The 16,856-nt window shown below is 73.2% G+C and carries 8 protein-coding genes; all 8 read left to right on the forward strand.

The features are described 5' to 3' along the window. Positions 1-86: 86 nt before the first annotated feature. Entirely contained in the window at positions 87-776 is a 690-nt protein-coding gene (locus OG335_RS36125; RefSeq protein WP_405015305.1) for a GntR family transcriptional regulator, read from the forward strand. A 296-nt stretch (positions 777-1,072) separates the two neighbouring features. Further along, on the forward strand, positions 1,073-1,642 hold the full coding sequence (locus tag OG335_RS36130; RefSeq protein ID WP_405009659.1) for a GNAT family N-acetyltransferase: 570 nt from the start codon (positions 1,073-1,075) through the stop codon (positions 1,640-1,642). 45 nt (positions 1,643-1,687) lie between these two features. Beyond that, complete coding sequence (locus OG335_RS36135) at positions 1,688-3,817, forward strand: WD40 repeat domain-containing protein (protein WP_405009658.1); 2,130 nt, start codon at positions 1,688-1,690, stop codon at positions 3,815-3,817. 346 nt (positions 3,818-4,163) lie between these two features. Then, positions 4,164-4,865 carry a WXG100 family type VII secretion target gene (locus OG335_RS36140; RefSeq protein WP_405009657.1) on the forward strand — a complete coding sequence of 234 codons (702 nt, stop codon included), beginning with the start codon at positions 4,164-4,166 and terminating at the stop codon, positions 4,863-4,865. Between the two features lie 140 nt (positions 4,866-5,005). Then, a complete protein-coding gene (locus OG335_RS36145; RefSeq protein ID WP_405009656.1) occupies positions 5,006-7,099 on the forward strand; it encodes a hypothetical protein in 2,094 nt (697 codons plus the stop codon). 39 nt (positions 7,100-7,138) lie between these two features. Further along, positions 7,139-7,870, forward strand: coding sequence for a hypothetical protein (locus OG335_RS36150; RefSeq protein ID WP_405009655.1), 732 nt, complete (start codon positions 7,139-7,141; stop codon positions 7,868-7,870). 4 nt (positions 7,871-7,874) lie between these two features. Next, a complete protein-coding gene (locus tag OG335_RS36155; RefSeq protein WP_405009654.1) occupies positions 7,875-16,481 on the forward strand; it encodes a hypothetical protein in 8,607 nt (2,868 codons plus the stop codon). 53 nt (positions 16,482-16,534) lie between these two features. Then, positions 16,535-16,840: a transposase gene (locus OG335_RS36160; protein ID WP_405009653.1), complete on the forward strand. Its 306-nt coding sequence runs from the start codon at positions 16,535-16,537 to the stop codon at positions 16,838-16,840. Positions 16,841-16,856: the final 16 nt, after the last annotated feature.

The following is a 16,856-nucleotide window of genomic DNA, read 5'->3' on the forward strand; positions in this document are numbered from 1 at the left end:
CGCGGGCCCTGGGCCCGTTCTGCCGCCACTTTCCGTCATGGCCGCCCCCCGCGCCCACTGCCGGTCGCTCATAGACTGTAGCCGTGATGCAGACGACCGATGGCCCCGACCGGGCGGGCAAGCAGATGCTTTCCGAACGGGTTTACGACCGGCTTCGCAAGGACGTGCTGCACGGGGTGTTCGCTCCCGGGGATCCCCTCAAGCCGCAGGAGTTGGCGAAGCAGCAGGGTGTCAGCCTGGCCGTGGTGCGGGAAGTCCTGGTTCGACTGGTCGGGGAGGGGCTCGCCACCCGGCTGCCCAACCGCGGCTTCGCTACACCGGCCCTCTCCGACCGCCGCTGGCAGCAGCTCACCGAGGCCCGCTTGACCGTCGAACCGGACATGCTGCGCATGGCGATCGAGCGCGGCGACCTCGAATGGGAGACTCGCGTGCGCGCCGCGCACCACAGACTGGCGCGAACCGCGGAATTCGACCCCGAACAGGGCGAGTACTACAGCGACGCCTGGGCCGAGGCCCACCGTGGCTTCCACCGCACGCTGCTGGAAGGCTGCGGAAACTCCATCCTGCTGGAGACCTTCGACCGGTTGTGGACGGCGAGCGAGATGGCCCGCCGTCTGGCCAGCCACCACACCCCCGACCGCTCGGCTCCTGATGAACACGGAGACCTGGAGCAGGCCGCCCTCGCCCGCGACCCCGCCGCTGCCACCGACACGCTGGTTCGGCACCTGAGCCGCACCATAGCGGCCCTGTCTCCGGCCACGGGCACCTCGATCTGACACGCACGGATTCGCCATGGGTCACAAGCCGCTGCCCGGGCTGCTCCCCGCACCGCCGCACCGCCGCACGGCCGCACCACGAGGAGTACGCGAACGAGCGGGCCGGGTGGGCGGCGGACGTGGAGCGGCGAACCCCGCGACAGAGTCTGCGCGGCCCCGCCCACGGTCGGCCGGCGTCCCGCTGACGTGCACGAACGCCCGACGCCCATGGTTGACTTGACGGACGGTCGAGCGGCGGGGGAGGGTACGCCCGGCGGCCCGGGGAGGGCGGTCCGAGCAGACGGACAGGGGGAGCGATGCTGGCGCTCGCCGGAGTGCGGGACGAACCGATGGCGGCCGACGGGCTGGTGCTGCGGAGACCGCGCCCCACCGACGCGGCCCTCGTGCACCGTGGCACCCACGACCCGCTGGTACGGGAGTTCCTGCAGGCCGTGGTCCCGCACCGGGACACCGCCGCCGCCGAACAGTGGCTGGCCGAGATCCCGTCGATGCTGTGGGAGACCGGCCGCGCCGCGTACTTCACCGTCGAAGCCGCGGACGCGGGCGAGCCCGTCGGGTGGGCCGAGCTGGTCAACCTCGACCCGGAGCAGGAGCGTGCCGAGGTCGCCATCTGGCTGCTGCCCGAACACCGCAGGCTGCGCACCGCCAAAGCGGCCCTGCGGCTGGTCTGCCGCTTCGGCTTCGAACGGATCGGCCTGCGCCGGATCGACGCCTACGCCGCCGCCGACAACATGCCCAGCCAGCTCACAGGCGCCGCGATCGGCTTCCGCCGGGCCGGCTACCGCCCCGCGCTGTTCCGCAGCTCCCGCACCCACCGGCTGCACGACGCCGTGCACGCGACCCTCGTACCGGAAGACCTCTGCTGATCCACGAGGCTCCCAATCTCCCTGCACCGAAATAGGAGTGACGACATGTCAGGAACCGTACGGCTGGAAGACGGCAGCGGCGCCGAACTGCTGATCACCGCCGACGGCGGGTTCCGCGCCACCCGGGAGGACCGGGAGCGGACCGGGCGGATCGACCCGGCGCTGATCCGCCGGGTGCTCGGCGGGACCGGACCGGCCGCCACCCCCGTCGAGACCTCCGCCGGCGCGCGCCGGCTCACCGTCCAGGGCCAGCCCGGCCAGGCCGACCGGCAGTGGACCGACGGCACCGCCGAGCCCGTCCCGGCCTCCGCCGCCGTGCTCGGCGCTCTGCTCGACCAGGTCCTCGGCGAGCCCGGCGACCCCGCCGCGCTGGCCACCGCGCTCGCCCGCACCGACCCGTCGGCCGGGACCGCCCGCAGCGCCGCCGCCGTCGGCACCGTCGCCGGCCGGGCCGCGTATGCGCTTGTCGAGGCCGACGGCGCGTTCGGCCTCACCGCGCTGGACGACGCCGCCCCGCTCGGCGGCTCGGACGCCGACGCCGGGCTGGCCCCCACCGCGGTCGCCCTCGGCGAGGCCGGCGGGCGCTCGCTGTTCGCGGTCGGCAGCACCGACGGCTCGGTGCAGGTCTGGGACGCCGCCACCGGCCACGTGGTGCACGGCACCACCGGCGGCGAGGGCACCCAGGCCGTCGCCGCGCTGGTCTGCCGGGACATCCCGGTGGTGTTCTCGGCCGGCCAGTCCGGCGACCTGCGGGCCGTCCGTGCCGACGACGGCCGGGTGCTGGGCACCCTGTCCATCGGCGGCCACGGCGCCACCGCGCTGCGCGCCGCGCACTGCGCCGGCGTCGACCTGCTGGCCGCGGCGTCCCCCGACGGCACCGTCCGGGTCTGGGACGCGGGCACCGGCGAGCAGCTGCACCTGCTGGTCGGCCACCGCGGCGAGGTGCAGGCCCTGGCCGTGCTCACCGTCGAGAACCAGGCCGTCCTCGCCTCCGCCGGCCAGGACCGCCGGATCCGCCTGTGGGACCTCGCCACCGGCCAGTCGGTCGCCGAACTCGACGGCCACACCGGCACCGTGACCGGCCTCGCCTTCACCACCCTCGCCGACCGCCCCGTGCTGGCCTCCTGCGCGCTCGACGGCACCGTCCGCACCTGGGACGTCTACGACGGCCGCCCGCTGCACGGCTGGCCGGCCGGCGAGTGGCTCACCGCCCTCGCCGCCATCGAGGACGTGCTGTACACCGGCGACGAGACCGGCCGGATCACCGTCTGGGAGGCCGCCACCGGCAAGCCCGCCGCCACGGCGGTGCCGGCCGGGCGCCCCGGCAGCCCGCTCACCGCGCTCGCCGCCGGCCCGCTGCACGGCCGCCCGGTGCTGGTGGCCGGGTTCGGCGACGGCGTCGTCGCCGGGTGGGACGCCGCGACGGGCGGCCAACTCCTCGACCTGGCCGGCGAGGGCGGCCCCGTCCACACCCTCGACCTCACCGCCGACCTGCTGGTGTGCGGCACCGCCGCGGGCGCCGTCCGCAGTCACCGCCTCGCCGACGGCACCGCCCACCCGCTGCCCGTCCCGCACGCCGGGCCGGTCGCCGGGATCGCCTTCACCCCCGGCGAGCAGCCGCTGCTGGCCTCCGCCGGACGGGACGGCGTGCTCGCCGTGCGCGACGCCGCCACCGGCGCCGGCCACCGCCGCTTCGCCACCGGCCGGGGCCCGTTCACCGCGCTGGCCGCGACCGTGGCGAGCGGCCAGCCGATCCTGGCCACCGCCGGCGAGGACCTGACGGTCCGTCTGTGGCACGCCGGCAGCGGTGCGGCCGGCCCGGTCTGCGCCGGCCTCCCGGGCCCCGCCGAGGTGCTGTCCTTCGCCCAGATCGGCGGCCGCCCGATGGTGATCGCGGGCGCCGCCGACGGCACCGTGCTGCTCTGGGACGTCCAGGACGGCAGCCGCACTGCGGAGTTGACCGGCGGCGGGGCGGCCGTCCGGGCGGTGGTCGGCCGCGAGTTCGACGGCGAGGCGCTGCTCGCCGCCGGGGACGCCGCCGGCACCCTGCGGCTGTGGCACCTGTCCAGTGCGACTCTGCTCAACGAGGCAGTGCTGGACGGGACTCCGCTGGCGATCGAGCTCGACGACGCGGGCCTGCGGATCGTCACTCCGACCGGGGCGGTCACGCTCTGACGCGGATTATCCGCAGAGCATTCACGATCGACCCGGACTGGACACTTCCGTTCTTCACTCCCCTTACGGGTTCATGCCGTGAATTTACCTGATGCATGCTTTCCGGTCCCTGTCGCGACTTGATGCTCCGTGAAAATGGTGCCGGGGTGACGCATCGTCGCCCCGGCACGCCCGCGCCGGTGGGAGCGCTCCCAGCAGCGAGTTAGGGTGGCTACGACATGGGCCGGTGCGGGCATGGCACGGCGTGTCCGGGCTGCCTCGGCCCCGGGACCTCGGCGTGCCCGGTGCGGGCCGCCGGTGCAAGGGCGCGCCGACCGGGGGCAGTGGAGTGCGGGAGGGTGTGCAGGTGGCGGACCAGACGGTATGGATCGACCTCGGCGAGGTCGAGGCGGCGGCCAAGAAGATCCTCGGACTACTGGGTGAACTGAAAGGGCCGGCCAACAAGTTGTCGGCCGCGGTCAAGCAGGTGCAGGAATCCGTCTACGGAACCGACCTGCTCGGCAAGGCACTCCAGGGCAGCGGATCCTCCGTCGGCGGCCTCGCCCAACACCAGGAACAGGTCCTCGAAGGCATCCGGACCCTGCTGCAGAACGCCACCGCGGTGGGGGAGAACCTGCAGAGCATGGTCGCCCGGCACCGCACCAACGACGACGAACATGCCACCTCGATCGGCCGGATCGCCGACACCGGCACCATGCCTGTCGGCCCCCAACTGGCCGGCCTGACCACCGGCGGAACGGCGCAGGCCACGCCGGCGTACGCGGTGCACGGGCGACTTCTCGGGACGGAGCCGATGGAGGAGCTCAGGCCGCGAATGATGGAGGGGCGACGTCTCGAGCCGCAGCCGATGGTGCAGGCCACGCCGCAGCACATCGGGCACCGGCCCATCGAGGACCCGTCCGTCCTGGCCCCGCCGCCCGCCGTCGAGCCGCTCGGCAACACCGACCCCGGCGTCGAGTACCACGACCCGGACGCGCCCACGCTCGACTACAACCCGCCGAACCCGTTCGTCGGACCGGACGGGGTCTGGATCGGGCCGATGGTCTGACGGCCCCGGCCCGCCGGCACCGCGCGTCAGCACCGCTCCGCACCAAGGCCGCCCGGCCACCGGCTGCGCCACCCCGACTGTCCGGTGGCGCCGGCCATCTGCTCCGAACCCGACTGCCTTTCTCCGGAGACCCTCCCGTCATGATCGAGCTGCCTGCCGACCTCGCCGAAGTCCTCAAGACCCTCCAGAGCAACGAGAGCGGCGGGGACATCCTCTTCCCCGACGGCGACGAGGACCTGCTCGCCGAGCTCGCCGCCTCCTGGCAAGCCTGGAACGAGGTGGCCGAGACCCACGTCAAGGCGATCGTCGAGGCCGCCAACCTGGCGCTGGCCAGCATGTCAGGCCCTGCCGCCGACAGCTTCCAGCAGTACCTGCAGAAGTTCGCCGGCGGGGACGGCTCGCACGTCACCACCACGCTGTTGTCCGGACGTGCCGTCGCCGAATCGCTGGGCGGCGCCGCCAACTCGGTGACCAACACCAAGACCGAGATGGTGCGCGAACTCCAATACGCCAAGGACTACATGGAGCAGAACCCGGCGGGCAAGCACGACGACATCGCGGAGTCCGAAGGTGTCAAGCAGGCCGTCACCCTGTACCACCAGTACATCGGGCAGGTCGGCAACAACATCGACACCATGCTCCGGAAGAGCGCCGGGAACATCACCGACATGGCCGGCATGGGTCAGACCTGCGCGCTCAACGGGACCTCCGCGAACGGCGGTTCGGGCGTGGGCGGGGTTCCCGGCGCGATGTCCGGGACCGCTGGGGCGGTGCCGGGCGGCCTGCTCGGCCCGGTGGGCGCCAATGGTGGTGCGCTCGGCGGTGTTCCGGGCGGCGCGCTCGGCGGTGTTCCGGGCGGTGCGCTCGGCGGCTCCGCCGACCCGTCCGCCTTCTCGCTGCCCGGCGTGGACGGCAGCGGCGTCGGGCTCGCGGGCGGTGCGGACGGCGCCGGCGGTACGGGATCCTTCGGCGGGATCGGGCCGGTCGGTGCGCCCGGCGCCTCGGGCGGCAGCGGATCGTTCGGCGGGGCCGGGTCGTTCGGCGGCTTCGGACCGGTCGGCGGCGTCGACGGGTTCTCGGGTTCCGGCGGCAGCGCGGGCGGGAGCGGCGGCGGCTCCGGCCTGGCGCCCTTCACACCGTTCACCCCTAGCATGCCCGACTTCGGCTCGGGTTCGGGTTCGGGCTCCGGTGGGGGCAGCGGCGCCGTGTTCACCCCGCTCTCCACCGGCTCCGGCAGCTCGCTCAGCCTGGCCGGCCTCGGCGACCTCGGCACCGGCGTGTCGGGCGGCGGCTACACCCCGAGCACCAACATCGGTTCCGGTCTCGGCGTCGGCCTCGGCAGCGGCGGTGGCCCCGGCGGCAGCTCGACCGGCAGCCTGGGCAGCGCCCTGGGCTCGCTCGGCATCGCCGGGGGGAGCGCCGCCCACGGCAGCCTCGCCCCGTTCGGCGGGACGGGCAGCAGCCCGTTCGGCCTCGGCACCGCGAGCGGACGCGGCGTAGGTGGCGTGGGCGGCGGCGCCGGCGGAACGGCCGGTCGCAGCGGCGCCACCGGCACCGCGGGCATGGGCGCCGGCGGCCACATGCCCGGTATGGGCGGCGCGGGCCGCGGCGGTGGCGGCAAGGAGGGCAAGAACGGCCACCGCTTCGTCCGCCCCACCCGGTTCGGCGGCGAGGGCGAGGACGAAGAGGAGCTGTACGGCGACGCGGGCATCCTCGGCCAGGCCACCGACGTCGACCCGCGCGACCGTCACTGGCACCGGGCCCGCCGCCGCTGGCTCGACAACGCCCACGCCGACGGCACCTTCGCCGGGCCCGAGCCCGTCGCCGCCCAGGCGGCCCCCGCCGGCCCCGCGAGCGAGAACGAGGTCATCAGCCAGTTGGCCGGCGTCCTGCTCGGCGGTGGCGCGGCGGCCGACACCGGCACCGGCACCGGCACTGCGAGTGCCGACACCACGACGACGGCCGGGTCGACGATCCGTCAGGACACCTCCACCGCAACGACGGAGACGCCCGCCGGCACGGACGACGCCTACCTGGAGCGTTCGCGCAGCGCCGCCGCCCGGCGCGGGCACGGCGACGTCCCCGAGGCCGCACCGGACGCCGCGGCATCCGCCGCGGGCGGCGAGGCGGCGGCGCCGCAGCGGGCCCCGCTGCGCGAAGAGGGCGGCTTCCAGGTGCCCAGCCCGTTCCTGCGCGCCGCCCTCTCCCGGCTGGCCGCCCCCGCCGCGGACTGACCGCGCGCAGCCGTCGCCCCGTACTGACGAAGGAACCCGATGAGCAACGACGAGCAGGCCTCGTACGAGACCGAGGCGCGGACCGAACCCGTCCACGCCGCACACCTGGTGACCGAGAGCGTTCCGCTGGAGCCGATGGAACGCGGCATCCCGATGCAGCAGGCGACGGCCGACATCCCCGTCGAACCGTTGCAGGCGGGGCAGGTGTTTGAGCGGCCGACGGCGGGCATTCCTGTCGAACCGTTGCAGGCGGCGTCGGTGATGAGGCGCGGCGTGGCAGCCGCGCCGTCGGAGCGGACCGCGGCGACGGTCCACAAGAGAAGTGCGGACGGCGGCGGTTCGGGGAACGCCGGGTCGGGCTTCCAGGTGAATCCTTCGCAGTACCAGGCGGCGGTGTCGCCGATGCTGGCCGCGTCGGAGCAGGTGGGCAATCTGTACCGGTCGTTGAGTGCCTTCCTGCCGTCGCTGGAGGCGCAGCACCCGTGGGGCAATGACGAGTCGGGCAAGAAGTTCGCCGAGGGCGACAAGGGCTACCTGAAGTACAGCAAGGACACCCTTGAGGTTCTGAAGGGCCTGCCGGAGGCGTTGAAGGGAATCGCCGACGGTCTGAAGGCGATGGCGCAGAGCTACCAGAACGCGGACGAGAGCGTGATCGCGGACCTGAACGGGATCGACGAGGGCCAGGCGCCGATGCCTCTCGCGCCGGTGATGCCGTCCAGTCCCGTGCACGTCCCGATGACCCCGCGGATCACCCAGAGCGGAAGGCACTGACCCGATGGCTGTCGAACTCCCGGAGCCGCTCCAGTGGGTCCTGCTCCTGCTCGCCGGAACACGTTGGCCCGAGGCCGACGAGGACCAGCTGCGCGACATGGCCGACCGCTGCCGCAGGACAGCCGAAGGCCTCAAGGACGCCGCGCAGAGTGCCGATGCCACGATGAAGCGCGCGCTGGACGGTCAGAAGGGCACCGCCGCCGAGGCGTTGGGGAAGTACTGGGAGAAGTACTCGGTAGGCAAGGGCACCGAGCAGGACCCCGGATACCTGCCCGGTGCGATCAACTCGCTCAACGGCATGGGCGACATGCTGGAGCAGGTCGCCAACTCCGCGGAGACTGCGAAGATCCAGATTATCGCGCAACTCGGCATCCTGGCTTTTGAGTTGGCGACCGCAGAGGCCGAGGCCCCGTTCACGGCGGGCGCCTCGCTGCTGCAGGTCCCCGTGATGATCGGGGCGAGCAGGCTGGTCGTCTCGCAGCTGTTGAAGCAGCTGATGAAGGAAATGGTCGAGATGGCGGTCAAGCAGGCCGCGCAGATGGCCGCGATCAACCTGCTCGCCCAGGGCATCGAGTTGGCCGAGGGCCACCGCAAGAGCATCGACATGAAGGAGCTCGGGCAGAACGCGCTGGGCGGTGCGGTCGGCGGCGCGTCGGCGCATCTGATCGGCAAGAGCATCGGCGCGGCCGGGAAGAAGATCGGCGCGGAGAACGCGCTCAACACCACCGCCGGCAAGATGGCCAGCGGTGCGGCCGTCGGTGTCGGCGCGGACGTCTCCACCCAGCTGATCACCACCGGCAAGGTCGACGGCGACTCCCTGCTCGGCTCCGGCCTGTCCGGCGGCGCGGGCGCGGGTCTGCACGCCGGCGCCTCGGCGTTGAAGGGCCACGCGGCCGCTCCCACGCCGGCCGAGCCCCCGAAGCTCGACCTCCCCTCCACCTCCACCGCGGGCGGCCACGACGGCCCGTCCACGTTCACCAAGTCCGACACCGCCTCCGGCGACAGCGCCTACCACGGCCCGTCCGGGACGACTTCCGGCGGCAGCGGCAGCGGTGGCGCGGCGACCGGGACCGCCGGAACCGGCACGAGGACCGGGAGCGGCGCGGACTCCGCGGGCGGCGCGGGCTCGTCGGTCGGGCACGCCTCCGCGACGGGCGCGGGCGAGTCGAAGGTGAACGGCCTGACACCGTTCGGCTCCGGCCGCAGCACCGGAACCGAGACCACGGCCGACACCACGGCCGGGGCCACCGCGCACGGGACGACCGCGCACGGGACGACCGCTCCGCCGGTCCAGGAACAGGCGGGGACGCACGTCCAGGAGAACATCGCGCCCCACGCCGACTCGCGGACGGCCGCACCCAGGACCGAGACCGAGCCGACGATGGTGCGCTCGGAGCGCCCGGCGACGCCGCTGGCCAACGAGACGACGCCGCCGGCCAACGAGACGACGGTGCAGGCCCACGAGTCGGCGGTGCCGCGTCAGGAGCCGGTGTCGACCGGCCCGACGCCGGAGCGCAGTGCTCCGCAGGTGCACGAGTCCGCCGCGCCGCGCGTGGAGCCCGTCACCGTGCAGCCGCGCGAGTCGGCCGCCCCGGTTTCGGAGCACGTCACTGCGCAGCCGCACGAGAATGTGGTGCCGCGTCAGGAGCCCGCAGCGCAGGTGCACGAGAGCGTGACGCCACGTCAGGAGCCCGCGGCGGCGCCCTTGCACGAGTCGGCGGTGCCGCGGCAGGAGCCGGTGTCGACCGGCCCGACGCCGGAGCGCAGTGCTCCGCAGGTGCACGAGTCCGCCGCGCCGCGCGTGGAGCCCGTCACCGTGCAGCCGCGCGAGTCGGCCGCCCCGGTTTCGGAGCACGTCACTGCGCAGCCGCACGAGAATGTGGTGCCGCGTCAGGAGCCCGCAGCGCAGGTGCACGAGAGCGTGACGCCACGTCAGGAGCCCGCGGCGGCGCCCTTGCACGAGTCGGCGGTGCCGCGGCAGGAGAGTCCTGCGTCTACGAGCGAGACCGTCGCTCCGAGGGCGGCGGAGCAGGCTGCCGGGTCCATGGCTGCGCAGCAGTCCGCGGTGCCGAACCTGTCGGGTGTGGTCGGCAACGCCGCAAGCCTGGCCGGTGCCGGCGGCACCCACCTGGACGGCGGCACCCGGGCGGCGGCCGCCCCGGCACCGGCGCGTCCGGTCGGGCCTGAGCAGATGCCCGGCCAGGTGTTGCCGGACGCGGTCCCGGACGCCACGCCGTCGTCGACCGCCACGCCGAACCCGATGACGGGCGGCGGGTACATGCCCGCTGCGGCGACCGGTGGTGCGGGCACCGCCGGACGCGGCGGGGCCGGAGCGTCCGGCCGCACGACGCCGCCAGGGACCGTCCCGCAGCAGGTCGGAGGCCGGGAGGCCCCGGCGGCCGGTCCGGTCCGCACCGAGTCCGGTGGCGGCACCATCCGCTCCGGCGCGGGCCGTACGTCCGACACTCATGTGCCGTCCCCGCCCCCGCCGCCGCAGCACCAGGCGGTCGGCACCTCGCGGACCCTCGGCGATCCGAACGGTTCCGCACCCTCCACGTCCCGCACCGGCCGGACCGGAGACGAGCACCTGCCGCCGCCTCCGCCGCCTGCGAACACGCGGCTCCGCCCGATCGACGAGCCGCCGACCGCCGCCGAGTTGGCGCAGTTGCACCAGCACCCGGGCGGCCCGGCACTGATCCACCCGCCTGCGGCGGATCCGGCGGCACTGCGCCGGTACAAGGACGACAACAAGTTCACCTTCCGGCTGACGGGGGAGCTGGGGACGGCGGCCAACTCCCTTCCGCACAGCTCGTGGGGGCGGCACGACTCGGGCAGCCGGTTGCCGGACGGCAGGCCGGACGTCAAGGTCAGCCCGTACTCCCAGTCGTTCAAGTCGCACCTCGACCCGCTGACCCTCAAGGCCTTGCACCCGCTGGCCGCCAACGTCATCACCCCGCCCCTGCGCAACGAGCTCGGTCCGGAGGCCATGGCCTTCCAGGGCAACCAGGTGCTGGAGGCGGCGGGCAGCCTGGACTTCCGTACGCAGGAGCACTTCCAGCAGCAGGAGGTTCGCCGGAACGTGCTGGAGCGGCTGGCCCGCCAGGATTCGGAGCAGGCCTGGCAGCCGGTCGGCGCGCAGCGGGTGGCGGACCACCTGGACGGCTCGACGTCCGCGATGGACGGCGTGAACCGGCTGTTGGGCGGGCATGACGGCCGCCCCGGCTTCGACGGGATCGTGCTGGGCGAGGCGCACAGCCAGTCGCCCAGCTGGGGCTTCCTCAACGAGAACATGCACGAGCTCAAGGCCGCGGGCGTGGACCGGATCTACGTCGAGTCGCTCCGCGACGACGCCTTCCAGCGGGACCTGGACGCCTACCAGCGCCCCGGCGGCACCATGTCCCCGAACCTGGAGACCATGCTCCGCACGTACGACCGTAACCTGAACTCCCCGGCCGGCAACGGCCTGTACGAAACCGTTGTGCGGGCGAAGGCCGAGGGGGTGACGGTCCACGCGGTGGACGGCTACCCGGCGCGGCGGCCGCACGAGCCCGGTCCGCAGGCCTTGCAGGAGCGCGCGCGTCTGCTCAACTCCTACATGAACCACGCCATTTCGAGCGGCGGGTCCGGCAAGTACGTGCTGGTCACCGGAAAGGCGCATGTCCACGAGCATGCGACGAGCTCCGAGCACCGGATCCCCGGTGTGGCCGAGATGCTGGGTGCCCCGGCCGTGCGGCTGACCGACGCCGGTCGGCCGAACCCGAACGGTGCGCCGCACGACGCGTCCACCGCCACCGACTCCGGGAACCTGCGCCTTGGCCATCTCCCCCCGGAGCCGACCGGACACAATCCGGCGAACGCGGCCCAGCACCGCGGCGACGACACTCCGTCCGTGCCGCACCTGGGCGAGGGCAGCCCGGCGCAGTCGACCCGGAGCCTCGGGGGCGACGACCCGTTGGCCCCGCCCGTCCCGCCGACCCGGCACAGCCCGGCCGGGACCCCGCAGTCCGGTGGCCGACCTGCGGCCCCCACGACGCCGGGCACCGACCACAACACGCCGTCGACCGCCGGTCACGACAAGCCGTCCGGCACCGGCTCCAACGCACCGGCGACCAGCGCGCACGACCGGATCCCCGGCCGGCAGGAACAGGCGCGGGACACGGAACTGCGGCCGGTGACCGGCGAGTCTCCGGCGTACGACGCGGTGGATCAGCCGGGTCACGAGCAGTCGGCGGTGGCGGTGCCGCCGGCCGGTGCCGACCGGCTACGGCAGGACCTGCCCGGGATGTCGCCGGAGCAGCGGGCCCAGGAGCTGGCCAACCTGTCGCCGGAGAACCGGCGTTGGCTGGCCCGCGACCCGCAGACCGTGGACTCGTTGAAGGCGGGGCTGCCGCCGCGCGAGTTCGCCGACACGGCCGCCCAGCTGATCGTGCACGTCGATCCGCGGGCGGAGCAGGCCGCGTCCGCGCGGCACGAGGCGCAGCAGCAGGTCGCCCGGCTGCTTCAGGACCCGGACACGGCGGCGCGGCTGCTGAAGAACGGCGCGGACGTCGTGATCGTCCCGAAGGACGTCCGGATGCCCGAGGTCCCGGAGCTGCACAGCCTTCGCGGGGTGCACAACGACGGCGAGGCGGGCAGCGGCCGCGGGTACGACGACATGCGCGGCTCGGGCGGCCGGCACACGGCTGTCACCGAGGAGAACCTGCTCGGCGAGCGGACCCCGATCGGGCAGGTCGGCCACTACCAGGACGGCTACTCCACCACCACGCACGAGTTCAGCCACACCGTGCACCAGTTCGGTCTGGACGCGCACGACCAGACGCTGATCACGGATGTCTTCGACCGGAAGAGCGCGGACCCGGCCGCCAAGTGGCCGGACGGCCCGCTGCGCGGGGCCGACGGCGAGAAGAACTACTCGGCGCGCGACGAGATGGAGTACTTCGCCCAGGTCAGCAACGCATACCTGGGGACGAATCACGGAACCGACCCCTTCACCCACGAGGCCCGCAACAACGGCGCGGCCTGGGTGCGGGCCAACGAGCCCGAACTGCTGCCGCTGCTGCAGAAGTTGTACGGGTCGAACCCGGCCAAGCTGCACGACCGCCAGGCCAACCCGGTGAACGCCACCGACGCCGACAACGCCATGTACGAGGGTCTGCGCGAGTTCACGGAGAACGTCGAGGGCACCACCGGCGTCCGCGAGCAGCCCGCACCCGAGGCTCCGCAGGCCCCCGCTCCGTCCGCTCGACAGCGCGGAGCCGCGCAGGGCGAGCGTCTGCCGCCCACGGCACCGCCCGTCAGCGGCGACGACCACGAGCACAAGATCGATGGCGAGAAGGCCTTCGACACCATCGCCACCTTCCTGGACAACTCTCCCGAGTTCGAGCAGGTCCGCAGCGAACTGGAGGGGTACGACCGGCCCCCGCTGCTGCCGGCCGACACGGACGTGATTCTCGACCAGTACCGCAACGAGAAGTTCCGGCACGTGGATGTGCTCTCGCGAGGCGTGGATCCCGCCCTCGCCAAGGTCGACGGCGAACTGGCCGAGGTGCAGCAGGAGCTGAAGACCGCCCACCCCGATCAGAGGGCCGAACTCGACGACCGGCACGCCAAGTTGCAGGCCTCGCGGGACCTGCTGCAGGAGCAGCGCGACCGGATGGCGATCTTCGAGCACGAGCGGCTGAAGGACCGGCTGACGGGCAACGAACTGGCCGTACGCACCCGGGAGCGCCAGGAAGCGGAGCTCCGGGTGCTGCCGGGCGCCATCAAGCGGATCGAAGCGGAGGAGGCCCGCACCAAGGACCTGCTGGATGAGGCCAAGGCGAAGGACGCGGAGGAGCAGAAGCAGGCGAAGGCCAAGGGAAGGACGCCCTCCAGGGTGTTCTCCGACCGGGTCAAGGATCTCGAGAGCCGTCAGACGGCGTTGGAGGCCGACCGGACGCAGCGTGAGAAGGCCGTGTCGGACGCCGGGGCGGCGGTCGCGCTGCCTGCCCCGGCCGCACAGTCCTCGGCGGGGAAGTCGACGTCGGACCCGATTCCGATGCCCGGCTCGCCCGAGAAGTCCGCTTCGACCGGGAAGTCTTCCGCGTCTCCGAAGAAGAAGACCGGGCAGGACGTCGCCGAGGAGTGGAAGCGCTTCGAGGACAACTACCGCAACGCGTTCGGATACTCCGGCCACTCGCTGATGGAGCAGCAGCCGCACGCTGAGAAGATCGTGCAGCGGCTCGACTCGAAGGGCAACGTCAGGCTGACCGAGGCGTCGGTCAACCGCAACCATGTGATCGCCGACTACATGGTGCACAAGTATGTGACGGCAGCGGTGTTCAAGGCCCGCTCGCTGGACGAGAACAGCCGGGCGGCCGCTTCGGATGCGTTCGGCGACTTCGTCACCGTGATGGCCCCGGACCGCCACCGGATCCTCGACACGTACGGAACCAACGCCGCGGCGCGACTCAAGGCGGGAGGCTCGGAGGAAGCGGTGCTGGTGCGCCGTGACCTCACGGCCACGGCGGCCGACGTCGACCTGAAGGCCACCTACGGCAACGAGGAACTGCCGAAGGCGTTCGACACGGCCGGGGTCGGCGACCGCCGGAGCGCCGACGACGCCAGGGAGAAGCTGGAACGCGAGCTCAAGCGCAACGGCCTGGACGTCCCGGCGCGTGAGCAGCTCGACGCGTTGGCCGCCGCGGTGGGCAACGTGCACCCGGCCGGCCCGACCCGCGAGCAGGTGGAGGCCGTCCACGACGCGATGGGGCAGCTGGAGACGAAGGTCAAGGGGCAGGCGGTCGAGGACCTCGCGCTGGTCAACGGGGTCATCGGTCCGCGGATGCTGGACGACACGGTGTCTGCGCTGCGTGACGCCGCCGTCCGCTCGGACGGGTGGCTGACGCAGGACGACCGGAACCGCCTGGCCGGGCAGCTGGACGACCTCGCCGGCCGCCCGCTGCCCAGCGGCAGCAGGCAGGTGCTCACCGACACGGCGAACGCCTTGCGCGAGAACCGGTCCACCCAGGCCGATCTGAACCGGCTCGCCGATCAACTTCCGGGTGAACGCGCTCAGCTGCGGACGAACGAGATCGATCGGCGGATTGCGGAACTGGGCGACCCGACCAAGGACACCAAGCGGCCGAACACCAAGGCCGACGACGACCGGGCGGCCGCGGAGAAGAAGCGGGACGACCGCGAGAAGGAGCTGGCCGATGCCGTGCTCCAGAAGCCGATAAGGGAAGCCGAGCACGCTCAGGCCAAGCAGCAGGCCGAGACCTCCGCGAAGATCGCCAAGGCGAACCCGACCGACGCCGTCGCGAAGAAGAGGGCCGAGGACGACGCGAAGGCGGAGAAGACCGCCAGGGACGCGGCGAAGAGGGCCCGGGACGAGCCGGAGAAGGCCGAGGCCAGGCTGGTCACCGCCAGACGGGACCTGGAGACCGTCAAGGCGGTCCAGGCGCGGGTGCAGGAGGTGTACGGCCAGGAGCTGCCGGCCAACACGCCGGGCGGCAAGCCGCCGGTCGCGAAGGCGAAGCACGCCGCGGCCCGGGTGGCCTGGACAGTGGCCGACGTGGAACTGGTCGGCAGGCAGTACGGCGGCGTGTACGCACGCGCCGGCGCGGGAGGGAACCACCCGACCGCGATGTTCGACCGGGCGCTGACCGCCAACCTCGACGACGTACCCGCACTGATCGAGGACATCACCGCCGGGCTGTCCAACAGCGGCTCCAACCTGCGCTTCGGCGACGAGACGGTGAACAAGTGGATCCAGAACTTCCTGGACCCGCACATCATCCGCGACCCGGAACTGCTGACCGCCGTCGCCCACGGTCAGCTGCCGCCCGAGGCGCTGTACGCGCCGCACACCGCCGACCTGGTGCAGGCGGTGCGCAGGCTGGAGGCCGGCGGACTGGTGCCGCCGGAGCTGCGCGACATGATGGCTTCCAAGACCCAGGCCGACCTGGAGCCGAAGCCGAACGCGACCCAGAGCCCCAGCTCTCGACTCATCGTCGACGACCTCGCGGTGGTGTCGAATGCCGCCCCTGAGCTGCCGGTGTCCTCCTCCGGAGACTTCGCGGCCCGCGCCGACGCCAACCAGCTGCCGGCCGATCGGTTGGGCCGGCTGGGCGGCGAGGACCTGTACAGGCTCGACCGGGTCCAGCAGCCGGGCGACCACCCGACCGCCGGCGCGACCGCGGACCCGGACGCGATGGTGATCGACTCCAGCCGGCCGTCCTCGCAGCCCGCGCACGCCCCGGACGGGGACACGGTGATGGCCGACGCCTCGGGCGGCACCACGGCGCGTCCCGACCTGAAGCGCGGCCGGGACGAGATGGACCCGGACAGCGACTCCGACTCCGACGGTGGCGCCCGTGTGCCCAAGATCCGCAGGCAGCTGGCCGGCCTCGATCTGAACGGACCGACCCCGCCGCCGCCCCCGCCGCCGTCCACCCCCCACAACGGCGGCACCCGCGGTCTCGGCAGGGTGCTCCCCCCGCCGCCCCCGCCCGTCGCGCACAACAGCGGCACCGGTGGTCTCGGCAGGGTTCTCCCGTCGCCGGCGCCCCCGATCACTTCGGCCGGCGAAACGTCAGCGACGGCCCACGAGATGAGGTTCCCCCGATGACCTGGACAGCCTGATACTGGGACGGATGGTCCCGGAGGAAGCAGTCCAGCGTAGTGAGTAAGCAGAGCAACAGGAGCAAGCGGTACACGTCCGAGTTCAAGCGCGATGCCGTGGAGCTGGCGCTGTCCTCGGAGAAGACCGTCACGGAGGTCGCCCGGGATCTCGGGGTCAGTGCGGAGGGGCTGCGGGGCTGGGTCAAGCAGGCGAGGATCGACCGGGGCCAGGGGCCGGCCGGTGCGCTGACCACGGCTGAGCGTGATGAGCTGGTGCGATTGCGCCGCCAGGTCCGCGAGCTGGAGCAGACCGTGGAGGTCCTGGGAAAAGCGACCGCCTTCTTCGCGAATCGCCGGACGAAGTAGCAGCGCGCTACGCGTT

This window comes from Kitasatospora sp. NBC_01539, from assembly GCF_045040525.1.
In the GTDB taxonomy this organism is placed as follows: domain Bacteria; phylum Actinomycetota; class Actinomycetes; order Streptomycetales; family Streptomycetaceae; genus Kitasatospora.